General features: G+C 39.6%; 8 protein-coding genes. 2 read left to right on the forward strand and 6 right to left on the reverse strand.

From position 1 onward, the window contains the following. Positions 1-54 precede the first annotated feature (54 nt). The 3 genes from BVH04_RS11790 to BVH04_RS11800 form a co-directional block, all read right to left on the reverse strand. Entirely contained in the window at positions 55-1,569 is a 1,515-nt protein-coding gene (locus BVH04_RS11790; protein ID WP_086541670.1) for a RagB/SusD family nutrient uptake outer membrane protein, read from the reverse strand. A gap of 28 nt (positions 1,570-1,597) precedes the next feature. Continuing rightward, on the reverse strand, positions 1,598-4,693 hold the full coding sequence (locus BVH04_RS11795; protein ID WP_086541671.1) for a SusC/RagA family TonB-linked outer membrane protein: 3,096 nt from the start codon (positions 4,691-4,693) through the stop codon (positions 1,598-1,600). A 500-nt stretch (positions 4,694-5,193) separates the two neighbouring features. Next, entirely contained in the window at positions 5,194-5,781 is a 588-nt protein-coding gene (locus BVH04_RS11800; RefSeq protein ID WP_086541672.1) for a 2'-5' RNA ligase family protein, read from the reverse strand. A 266-nt stretch (positions 5,782-6,047) separates the two neighbouring features. Between BVH04_RS11800 and BVH04_RS11805 the strand changes: the two genes are divergently transcribed. After that, positions 6,048-6,962 carry a universal stress protein gene (locus tag BVH04_RS11805; RefSeq protein WP_086541673.1) on the forward strand — a complete coding sequence of 305 codons (915 nt, stop codon included), beginning with the start codon at positions 6,048-6,050 and terminating at the stop codon, positions 6,960-6,962. 109 nt (positions 6,963-7,071) lie between these two features. Here BVH04_RS11805 and BVH04_RS11810 read toward each other — a convergent pair whose 3' ends face one another. After that, positions 7,072-7,359 (reverse strand): hypothetical protein, encoded by a 288-nt coding sequence (locus BVH04_RS11810; protein WP_086541674.1) that lies wholly within the window; start codon positions 7,357-7,359, stop codon positions 7,072-7,074. A gap of 729 nt (positions 7,360-8,088) precedes the next feature. On the opposite strand from BVH04_RS11810, the gene BVH04_RS11815 reads away from it, so the two are divergent. Next, positions 8,089-8,760, forward strand: a complete 672-nt coding sequence (locus BVH04_RS11815; RefSeq protein ID WP_086541675.1) for a methyltransferase domain-containing protein — start codon at positions 8,089-8,091, stop codon at positions 8,758-8,760. Here the strand turns inward: BVH04_RS11815 and BVH04_RS11820 are convergent. Both BVH04_RS11820 and BVH04_RS11825 read right to left on the reverse strand, forming a co-directional pair. After that, complete coding sequence (locus tag BVH04_RS11820; RefSeq protein WP_086541676.1) at positions 8,757-10,544, reverse strand: ABC transporter ATP-binding protein; 1,788 nt, start codon at positions 10,542-10,544, stop codon at positions 8,757-8,759. The genes BVH04_RS11815 and BVH04_RS11820 overlap by 4 nt on opposite strands. A 158-nt stretch (positions 10,545-10,702) precedes the next feature. Then, on the reverse strand, positions 10,703-11,305 hold the full coding sequence (locus BVH04_RS11825; RefSeq protein WP_086541677.1) for a hypothetical protein: 603 nt from the start codon (positions 11,303-11,305) through the stop codon (positions 10,703-10,705). Positions 11,306-11,440: the final 135 nt, after the last annotated feature.

Consider the following 11,440-nt stretch of genomic DNA (forward strand, 5'->3'; position numbering starts at 1 on the left):
GTCAAAAAAAAAGTCCGACCTAAAGGCCGGACTTTACTATCAAATTCAAATAAATTAATAACCTGGGTTTTGTTCTATAGGAGCAGTCGTATTTGCCTGCAATTCTGCCAAAGGAATAGGCCAAACGAACAAGTTACTGCTATAGGCTAGTGAATGATCTGTTGGTATAGCTATAGAAGTAGTATAGAAGTTAATGCTAGTAATAGATCTAGAAGTAGCTTTAAGAGGAATACCGTTCATCAGACCTTCTCCTGAAAGCCTGTGGATATCTGGCCATCTTCTTCCTTCTGCAAGAAACTCAATTCTTCTTTCATTCAGGATAGCAGTAAGCAGGTCGGCACCAGCCACAGTATAGGCAGGAACTGAAGCTGGTAGCGCACGGCTTCTTACTGAGTTAAGCAATGTGACTGCAGCGGCAGCATTAGGACCACCTAATCTTGCATTTGCTTCAGCTGCATTCAATACAACTTCAGAAAATCGCAAGATCGGGTTTGGATCAGAAAACGTAGTAGCATCAGTGTATTTAAAGGTGAAGATGCCCAAGTTAGATCTTGTCGTTAGCAGCGTTCTACGTGTATCCTCAGCATTCCAGAAATCAGCTCTCCAGATAATTGGGCTAATTTTCACCAATCCTCTTGCACCTAGGTCAGGGTTACCATACATAGCTGGTAAAGCACCATTTGTACCTGGATTAGATGTTGCAGAGTTAATGAAAGAGAAAATATTGTCTGTACTAGTGATTCCTCTGAATGGCGCAACTGGATTAGCAGTCACTGCATACTTAGTAGCAAGCTTATTATACTCTGTCAACACTCCTGCCCAATCTTCCATGTGCAGCTTAATTCTTGATTTTAAAGCTATAGCTGCGCCTTTATTTGCTCTACCAGCACCACCTTCAGGCAAAAACCCTTCAGCAGCATCTAGATCTAAAAGCAACTGAGCATAATCTTCACCTACTGTTCCTCTGGATACAGCCTCTGCATCAGGCACCTTAGTTACATCGTCGATACCAAACGTTCTGTATGGGATACCCATAGAAGAAACATCATCAGAATAAGGTCTTGCAAAATGGATTAACAATTCATGATGCGCCAGTGCTCTTAGGAAAAGCATTTCACCTTTGTAGGCATTCGCATCCTCTGCAGTCAATACCCCATTAGTAACGGCTACATCTAAATTCCCTAAGATGATATTCAATCTATTGATCATTCTGTAAAGAGAGATCCACATCCCTGCATTATTAGCAGAATTAGGGCTATAGGAATTATTGTATGTGATCTCATAGAAAGCCTGATCATTATACATATCCTCACCTCTCATATCACCTTGCTCCACGTTTGCGGCACCAAAAGGATATCCTCTCTGTACTACATCATTATAGAAGCCGCGCTGCGCAGACTCATAAACACCGAGTACTGCTGATTCGATTCGAGGTGCAGTAGAGAATGCTTCAGAGTCAGGGATCAAGTTGGCAGGAACCAAATCTGTCACCTCACATGCTGAAGCAAAACCAATTAATGCTGCACCTACCAGCACCATTTTAATATTTTTTATTAGTATTTTTTTCATTTTAATTCTTCTTTTTAGGTTCGATTAATTAAAAACCAACGCTTAGGCCAAGAGTGTAAGTACGTACGATCGGTGCTACGTTCCAGTCAACACCAAATTGCCTTTGATTAGAATAACTATTTGCCTCAGGATCTAGACCAGTGTACTTAGTGAAGATAAAAGGATTCTGTACCTGAGCGAAGAATCTGGCGTTGGAGATAGCTCCGCTAAATGCTGATTCCAATGCTGCTGCTGGAATAGTGTAACCCAAAACAATATTCTGGATTTTCACAAAATCACCTTTCTCTACGAATCTAGAGTTAGAAGCAGAGTTCTGCCACATGTTCTGATCTTGTCCAGAATATAGTTTCGGTACGTCTGTTACCTGACCACTTTCAGTCCATCTGTTTAGGATACTAGCATGATTATTTGAGAAACCTTGCCCCAATAAACCTCTTAAAGATTCGTTCATGATATAATTTCCACCAGAGAACCTTGTAAAGATTTCCGCATCGAAGTTGCCATATGAAAAGCTATTTGACCAGCCACCTTGCCATTTAGGCAAAGTACGACCCAAGAATTCTTGAGTAGGCCCAGAAGTAGCACGAACAGATATATCAGAAGGATTTGCAGGATCATAAACTCTGTAGTTAAGTTGCGATACTCCACCTATTGATTGCTGCAAATTATACTGAACAATATCCTCACCTGAGTAATAAAGTGGATTACCATTTGCCGGATTTACTCCTGCCCATCTAAAACCGTATAGTTCGCCGATTGAATTACCAACTTGCGTTCTATTATAAGTGCTGGTAATTGGGCTGATCAAGTTAGTAACTTCATTTTTGATGAAGGTGATGTTGAAGTCAGTATCCCATGAGAATTTACCTCTGTTGATTACATTGGAAGCCACTCTCAATTCAAAACCTGAATTGGTCATTGCCCCAATATTTTGGTTGATGCTGTTACCTGGCACACCTAAGGAAGGAGCTGTAGGAGCCGCTAGAATCAAACCATCAACATCGTTGCTGAAGTAATCTGCAGAAACAGTCACTTTACCTATAGTCATATCCAAACCTAGGTTCAGCTTTTTAGAAGTCTCCCACTGCAAGCCAGTATTGGCAATTCTGTTATATCCAATTCCTGCTCCAGCACCGCCCAAGACAGGCGCATATCCACCAAAAGCTGCGAAAGAATCAATATCAGTATTACCTACTTCTGCATATGAAGCTCTCAACTTGAAATCCGAAATCAGGTCAGAGTTGAAGAATGCCTCATCGGAAACCCTCCATCCTACAGACCCACCGAAAAAGGTACCTCTTTTGTTATCTCCTACAAGGTCTGAAATACCATCATTTCTAAGCGTGAATGACGCCAAATATTTGCCTTTGAAGCTATAGTTGAATCTACCAAAATAAGAATCAAACCCGCTTTCTCTATAGCTACCTGTAGAGAATTGATTGTTGTAAGAACCTGTAATCAAATTGTTTCTCCTGAAATAATCATCAGAAATATCTGTAGCTGAGCCACTGAATCCATAATACTTTGCGAATTGGTATTCCAAACCAGCAGTTACATTCAAACTATGGTCTTCTGCAAATACAGTTTGGTAGTTCAATGTATTCTGCCAGTTCCAAAGAAAAGCAGGGTTAGCAGCCATGTATACGCTACCGTTTGAACTTCTACCATCACCATGTCTAGCATCCAGAGACTGGAAGTCATCTGCCAAAGTCAAATCAATTCCGATCTGAGATCTAGCAGTCAATCCGGTGACAATATCTACTTCACCATAGGCATTACCTATGATTCTGTGTGTACGGCTTCTGTAGATATTATTATCTATCACAAAACCAATATTTGGAATATTGTTATCTGGGCCGGCAAGATTAGCTCCAAAACCAGTGGTTGCTCCATTAGCAGTTACATTGTATCCATCAAAAGCTGTGTTAGCTTCATCGTAAATGGGCACGTTAGGCAAAGCACGCGTAGCATTGTAGATGGCACCTGAAAGGGAATTAGAACCATTATTCAGACCTAGAATCTCAGTGTATGAATACGACATAGAAGTCCCTATTCTTATAGCTTTGGAGATGCTGTGATCCACATTTGCTCTGAATGAATATCTACTCAATTCATTCGGTCTTACTGCAGACTCTTGATCTGTGAAGCCAAGTGAGAAGAAGTACTTAGTAGCCGCTGATCCACCACTGATTGATAAGTTATGCTGCTGTACAAATCCCTGTCTGAATACAAGATCTTGCCAATCTGTATTAACACCTGGGTTTGCTAATGGCGACTGATTAGCATTTGTTCTTTTTTCATTTGCTATCGTTACAAACTCATCACCTGAAAGTAAAGCAAAAGTCTCTACTGCTGTATTGATACCCATAGAAGTGTTATAACTAACTTTTGCTTTGCCCTCTGCACCTCTTTTGGTAGTGATCAAGATCACACCGTTTGCAGCTCTTGATCCGTAGATCGCTGATGCAGACCCATCCTTTAATACTTCGAATGAAGCAATGTCAGCTGGGTTGATGTTAGCAAGTGGGTTTGAATCATTCACAGCAGATCTGTCTGAACTCACAACTGGCACCCCATCAATTACGATAAGTGGTCCTGCTCCTGCTGTAAGCGAGTTTACACCACGAATACGGATGATAGGAGCCGCTCCCAGGATACCACTTGGAGTGGTAATAGATACTCCAGGAGCTCTACCTGCAAGCTGAGATTCAAACGAAGGAGTAACTAAATTTTCGATAGCCTTTGAATCGATAGAAGTTACCGAGCCGGTAATTTCTCTTCTTTCCTGAGTACCGTATCCTACTACAACTACCTCGTTGAGGGTTTTTACATCCACATCCATTGATACATTTATAATGGAATTGGAACCAATTGGCATTTCCTTGGTGAGGTAGCCGACAAAACTGAATACAAGTGTAGAAGCATCAGCAGGAACGTCGATAGAGTAACTACCATCCAAATCTGTGATCACACCTTGTGTAGTGCCTTTCACTACTACACTAGCACCTGGTACGCCTTCTGGCTCTTCGGCCGAAGTGACCCTACCAGTGATTGTCTTGCTTTGAGCCAATACGGACACTAAGGTCAGCACCGCAAAAGCGAAGGTTAATAAAACTTTCTTCATAGGTTGAACATTTACGTTAAGAAATATTTGATGCGAATATTAACCGAAAGTTTGATTTGAAAAAAAATATGACATCTACGAAATTAACCTACTGGCATATTTTATATCGAGGATTTGTTAAAAAACATAAAATTCAATTTTTATTCTACTAAGTTTTTCATTAAAAAGATTTTAATATTGAATTTTCTCTATTTACTTCTAAAAAAAACTGATTTTTTCTCAAAAAATTATGATTGTAGTCATCTAAACCTAATCTATTAATAATCGAATAAACCTGAAAAATCACTTTGCCCCCAATCCCCAAAATAATATTGCTTTAATCAAATAGTTTTGGGTAAAAACCTTATAATTATACTGAGCGCAATAAATGCTGAGCATTTTTAAAATAATATTATTCTGCCATATGCTTTATATACAAATTAAAATTTTTTTTAGCTATCATAGTATATAAAAGCCATTTTTTGACATAACTCATATATTTTTTCATGAAGTAACCAAAATCACCCCAGTTTCAATTTTCTATAGGCTTGCCATTTTCCTCCACTTCTTTTCAAAAGCACGATATGATTCTCCCTCAATTCTTCATCCAGATTCTTTTCACTAGCAAGCTGGAGAATATTTTGAAACTGAGTTTTCTTTATATCCTTAAAAGCAATGGTCATATGTGGCTGAAAATTTCGATCACTCAGCTCATCCACTAGATTCAATTCTCGTTTGCAAAAGGTTTTTAATTCGCTTTGAAAATTGTATAACTCTTTTGGAGCCTCTACGCCTAGGTAAATTACTCGCGTTCCAAATGTTTGCACTCCTTTTACTGTCATAACCAAAGGATCATAGGCCAGCATAAAGCTTTGGAGTCTGTCAATCAACTTATCCTCATTTGCTTCATTATAGAGAAATGGCATTTTCACAGTAATATGAGCAGGTGACTTCAGTGCGTATTTAGCTTGGTGTGCATCTCTGATTTCTAATTTTAGCTTTGTCACACGATCCTGGAAGTCACCTTCGGGAACGATCGCCAAAAAATACTTTTGCATCACTTTCATGTGTTGATAATTTTCTTCGAAAGGCCATATGGAATCTCGCATGCATTATAACCATGCCTCTGTGTGTCGTTTTTTGTCATGCTCGATTTCATGTGTTGATAATTTGATTTATTTGGCCACATAGCCTGTCCCGAACTTGATTCGGGAGAATCTTCCATTACGGATAATCATTTCTCCGTGTGTCGATAACTTGCTCGATTTCATCAGGCTAAATTACCTTGAAAAGGAATTCGTCTGGTAAAAACATAAAAACTATTCAATAAATTGGATCAAAGCTTTAAATTAAAGGGAATTTACACTTAACAGCTATGAAACATTTTTATAAGGCCATGATTGGTCTTGATCTGACAGAGATGGATGATATCCTGATCAAAAAGACAATTGTGTACCTGAATTTCCTCGGAATAGATAAATGCTACTTTGTACATGTAGCCAAGAATCTAGCTGTACCTGAGGAAGTTCTCAAAAGTCATCCTGAATTAGTGGCACCAGGAGATGAATCCATAGAAGCATTGATAAAGTCCAAGCTCGAGGAGTATAATTTTCCTGAGAGCATGGATATCGAAGTTTTCGCAGAAGAAGGAGCGCATCCCTTGGACACATTCCTACGATGGGCCAAAATCAAGGATGTTGATCTAATTATAATGGGTAGAAAAGAGGAATTACAAGGAAGCGGCTCTCTTGCAAAAGGTGTTTCAAAGCAATCCCCTTGCTCTGTTCTTCTATTGCAAGAAAGAAGGCCACCAGGTTTGCCAAAGAAAATCATGATCCCCTCAGATTTCTCTGACCACACAGATTTGATTTATGATTTTGGGGAAAGAATTTCAGAAGAATTAGGAGCAGAAATTATTCCAGTCCATTTGTATGAAGTGCCTCACGGATACTCTAAGACAGGAAAGTCATTTGAAGAATTTGCTGACATCATGAAGGACAATGCACAGCAAGACTTTAATCGCTTTATTCAAAAGTTTAATCACAAGGAATTGACTTGCCGATTTGTGCTGAATGATGGTGAAGGGCAGGGCAAAGCACTTCTCGAAGAAGCTGGAAAAATCGGAGCAGACATGATTTTGCTTGGATCCCGCGGCAGAACAAAATCCGCAGCAATTCTTCTGGGTAGTGTAGCTGAGAAACTAGTCTTGGTGAATAACATTTTGCCTATGCTAATCTTCAAGAAAAAAGGTGAAACCATGGGGTTCTTTGAGGCCCTATTTAAAGTTTAAAGCGGTTTATTAAGAAAAAATCATAACTGATCCCCTTTGCCCTCCTGATTATATAGGAGGGCTTTTTTATCTAAATCTGCCAATTCATTCTTCGAATAAAGCTGACCCATCAGATTCGTATCCAAAGAAAATTTCCCCTTATACAATTCTGTACCTTAGAATTGAAAGCTGTAGAATCAAAAAGCACTTCGAACAGGTCAAAACCTATCGCTTTGGAAAGCATTTGAAATGCCGAAACCGAAGGTATAATCAAATGTCTTGGAGCATCGAGCTGCATCCAGAATGGCTGCTTTTCTTTCGAAATTTCAGCATCCGTCACTGATGTCATGATTAATAGCTTTCCTTCTAGATTCAGTTTATCAAAACAAGTCTGGAGAATTTCCATGGGAATTTCCATACGTTAAACGCTTGATGCATCATGATCAAAATAAAGCAGTTATCGGTCTTGGTCTATCTTATGTTTCCAGAGATGAGTTTAGCATTGACTTCAAAATCTTTCTCTATAAAAGGATCAAACCCATGCAAATCAGAAGATTCGACGAATATAATTGCCCATTTCCAAAGCCTACGTCAGGAATTTTTAAATGAAATCCCGGAGCCAATTTCTTCAACCGATAACATAGCTTGGCTCAAAAGCTTTAGCCTGTGTCGCAAGAAACAAGTTCATGCGAATCTCCTTGAGCACTCTTCTGGCTTAGCCAGACTGTACTAACGGTAGAAATAAATAATATCCCGATTGCGAATAATAGCCGGCAAGATTTTAATGAACTTGATCTATTTGAACTGACTTGCAGTCCAACATTCTGAATATCCTAAAGCTCCGCCCATTCCAAACAGGCGCTTACTTACCTCAAAAGAGATTAGGCTAAATCCTCCACAAAATTTACAGGCATTAAACAAATTACTTGGGATTACTATGAGTAAAAATCAGCTGGGGAATGGTCTTGATCTTAATTCCCATTTTAAATTATATGTGTCCAAAACCGGGCTTATTAAGTTTAAAAAAGGGAGTTAGCTTATTTACATTCGAAATGAGATTCATTTCAACGTCATAATTAAGAAAAGAATCACCAAGGCTGATTACTTTTGCAATTATTTGTTAGCCGAAACGCCGCTGGGGCAACGCATGAGTTTTATTTCGAATTTATTTTCACCTTCCGACAATCCTGAATCTTTGGGAGCCAAATTTAGAAACCAAAGACAAAAAGATTTTGAGGATTTATTCTTTCTGAATTTTTCCAAAAACGATCCAATTCGAATTCTTGATGTAGGAGGAGCTGCCTATTTCTGGGATAACAGTAGTCTTCCTCTACTCCCAAATATTGAAATCGTTCTCCTCAATCTGGGACAAGAGAAAACCACACACCCTAAGATCAAATCTGTGGTCGGAGATGCTACGAATATGCCAGAATATAAAGAAAACAGCTTTGATTTAGTGTTTTCTAATTCTGTAATAGAGCATTTATACACCTGGGAGAACCAGCAAAAAATGGCAAATGAGATTATGCGTGTAGGTAAAAAGCACTTTATCCAAACCCCAAATCGAACTTTCCCAATAGAAGCACATTATGCCATTCCTTTTGCGCAATACCTTCCCCACAGCTTGCTTTACTTTTTCCTGACCAAAACAAAACTGAGTAGGCTTCAAAAATGGGATCCTAAAGATGCCCAGCAATACCTAGATGAAATCCGACTGCTTGATCAAAACGAGATGCAACGGCTTTTCCCTGATTCTAAGATGTATCTGGAAAAATTCATGGGAATGATCAAATCAATCTCTGCTCACAATCTCTCTTAATCAGCAAACTGAAGCCTAACCAAGTTTGCATAAAAGCCATCCTCCCGACTAAGTAGATCCATGTGATTGCCTTGCTCTACGATTTCTCCATCACTTAGAACGTATATTCTATCCACTTTGCGGATAGTCGCCAATCGATGCGCAATAATTATGGTCGTTCTTCCTTTCATCAGTTCATCAAGAGCTTCTTGAACCAAAAATTCTGACTCCGCGTCCAAAGAAGAGGTGGCTTCGTCCAAAATCAAAATTGACGGGTCTTTTAGAATAGCTCGGGCAATCGCCACTCGCTGCCTTTGACCACCAGAAAGTTTGACTCCTCGCTCACCTACCAAGGTATCAAGCCCTTCAGGGAATTGAGAAATAAACTGCCAAGCATTCGCTTTTTTCGACGCCAAAATAAGTTCATCTTCTGTCGCTGATGGTTTTGCATAAGCGATATTCTCGCGAATTGACCCCCCAAAAAGCAATACTTCCTGAGGAACCATTCCTACATGTGAGCGAAGGTTTTGCAAATCCCAATCACTCAGCTGTCGATCATCCACTTGGATTGATCCTTTCTGCACGTCATAGAAACGCATCAGCAATTGGATAATGGTAGATTTCCCGGCTCCGGAGTGACCAGCCAAAGCAACTTTCTCTCCTGGATTCACATGAAAAGTTAGGTCTTTCAGCACTTCCATTTCAGGTCGTGTGGGGTAATGAAAGCCCACATTATTGAAGGTAATTTTGCCTTGGAAATTAATAGCCTTAGTTCCTGAAACGGACTCAGGTTCTTCATCTAATATTTCTAATACACGCTCAGATGAACCAATAGCTTTCTGAACCTGTCCGTAAATATCTCCAAGCCCAGCTATAGACCCGCCGATAAACGTAGTGTATAACACGAAAGAAACCAGTTCACCCACACTCATTTCGCCAGAACTCACCAAACTCGCCCCGTACCACATCACAGCTACAATTCCTCCAAACAAGGCAAAAATGATAAATGAAATAAAGGCTCCTCTGTATTTGGCAGCTTTTAAGGCTACTCCTACGACTCTATTTAAGCCACTTCCATATCTAGCTGACTCAAAAGCTTCACCCACAAAGGACTTAACAGTACTGATAGACTGTAGCGTCTCCTCCACGATCACATTCGCATCCGCAAGTTCATCTTGAGTGCTTTTAGAAAGTTTTCGAATAAATTTCCCAAAAACCATTGCTATCACCACCAAGACCGGAAAAGTAGCAAGCATGAATAATGTCAATTTAGGAGTCATGACCATCAAGAAAATCACACCTGCGACAAGGGTAACTATCTGACGAAAAAGCTCTGCAAGTGTAACCGAGAACGTGTCTTGAAGCATGCTGACATCAGATGTAATTCTGCTAATCAATTCACCCGTTCTACGCTTATCAAAAAACGTCATTGGCAAGCGCACCATTCTAGAGTACAATGCCAAGCGTATATCCCTCATGGAGCGCTCCGAAACTAAGGCAAAAAGCCATACCCGGAAAAAGGAGAAGATGCTTTGTATCGCCAAAATTCCGACCAATATCAGTGCTATCGAATTAATATCACTAACTATCCAATCCGTTCCCTGAGCTGTATCGATGAGCTTGCCAGCAACGAAAGGAAACGTAAGCAGAGTAAGTGATGAAAAAACCAGGAAGACCAATCCTAAAAAAAATGTTCCTTTATAAGGCATCAAAAATTGAAAAATGCCTCCCAATTTGCTTAAATTCTGCTTATTCAACTTCCTTTTCTCACTCTCGTCCAAAGCAGTTCCTCTTTTCTTAGCCATCCGTTGATTTTGGTATTAAGGGGACAAACTTAAGCCTTTTTGTAAGGATTTCCTTTGTTAATGTGAAAGGATTAACAATCAAATTGGACTAATAAAGCTATTTGAGAGAGGAATCACCCAGCTTCGGTAAGAAGTTTAACAAGACCTGTGGAAAAATGCTACTTTCTGCCCAATTGTGCATCAACCAACTCCCTCTTAAGTTTGCGCTCTCGATCCAGCATATTCTTGCGGTGATTGTCAAACTCTTCCTGCACTTCAGCCAAATCCTTTCGAGCCTTCCTTATTTTTTTGAAACTACTGAAATACTGAAAGGAGAAGATAGCTAGGGCTCCTGCAAGCACGGCGACTAAAATCCACATCATGGAAGAATAGACGGCCTTATCTATTCCGATTCCTAAAAAAGAGAAATTATCCTTTTGGGCAATCGCCTCTTGCTTTTCCGTTTCAGCAGTGACCAAGTTAGATTTGAGATTTTTAATAGAGTCTTTTTCATTGACTATCAAAATCTTAAGGTCTCCTACCTCACTCCTCATAGTACGCATCGAGTCCAGAATATTGGATTTCAGCTGATCCAGATTTGTCTGCTTTACCACTTTATATTCCTGAAAATTATTCGAGACACTGTAGATGTACTCAAACTGGCTATCGATAGTACCTGACTTGAGTGATCCTTGGTCTTCAGAGATTTCTTGCCCAAAAGTGAATGATGGAATCGTAAGCAAAGAAATCAAAATAAGTATCAGGGGCAAAGCGCTCTTCATTGGGTAATTAATTTACAGACTAGGGTGAAAGACTTCAGTTCCCAATAAACATGCCTAGGAAAACAAATGCAAGGCATTTAAACTGGCCCATCAAATCCTACACTAAAATCAAAAGTTCTAAACGTTGATTTTCAG

The sequence above is a fragment of the Algoriphagus antarcticus genome (genome assembly GCF_002150685.1).
Classification (GTDB): Bacteria; Bacteroidota; Bacteroidia; order Cytophagales; family Cyclobacteriaceae; genus Algoriphagus; species Algoriphagus antarcticus.

Excerpts from the sequence above, each read along its gene's own strand:
- BVH04_RS11825 (WP_086541677.1), bottom strand. The coding sequence starts at position 11,305 with ATGAAGAGCGCTTTGCCCCTGATACTTATTTTGATTTCTTTGCTTACG.
- BVH04_RS11820 (WP_086541676.1), bottom strand. The coding sequence starts at position 10,544 with ATGGCTAAGAAAAGAGGAACTGCTTTGGACGAGAGTGAGAAAAGGAAG.
- BVH04_RS11800 (WP_086541672.1), bottom strand. The coding sequence starts at position 5,781 with ATGCGAGATTCCATATGGCCTTTCGAAGAAAATTATCAACACATGAAA.
- BVH04_RS11790 (WP_086541670.1), bottom strand. The coding sequence starts at position 1,569 with ATGAAAAAAATACTAATAAAAAATATTAAAATGGTGCTGGTAGGTGCA.
- BVH04_RS11810 (WP_086541674.1), bottom strand. The coding sequence starts at position 7,359 with ATGGAAATTCCCATGGAAATTCTCCAGACTTGTTTTGATAAACTGAAT.
- BVH04_RS11805 (WP_086541673.1), top strand. The coding sequence starts at position 6,048 with ATGAAACATTTTTATAAGGCCATGATTGGTCTTGATCTGACAGAGATG.
- BVH04_RS11795 (WP_086541671.1), bottom strand. The coding sequence starts at position 4,693 with ATGAAGAAAGTTTTATTAACCTTCGCTTTTGCGGTGCTGACCTTAGTG.
- BVH04_RS11815 (WP_086541675.1), top strand. The coding sequence starts at position 8,089 with ATGAGTTTTATTTCGAATTTATTTTCACCTTCCGACAATCCTGAATCT.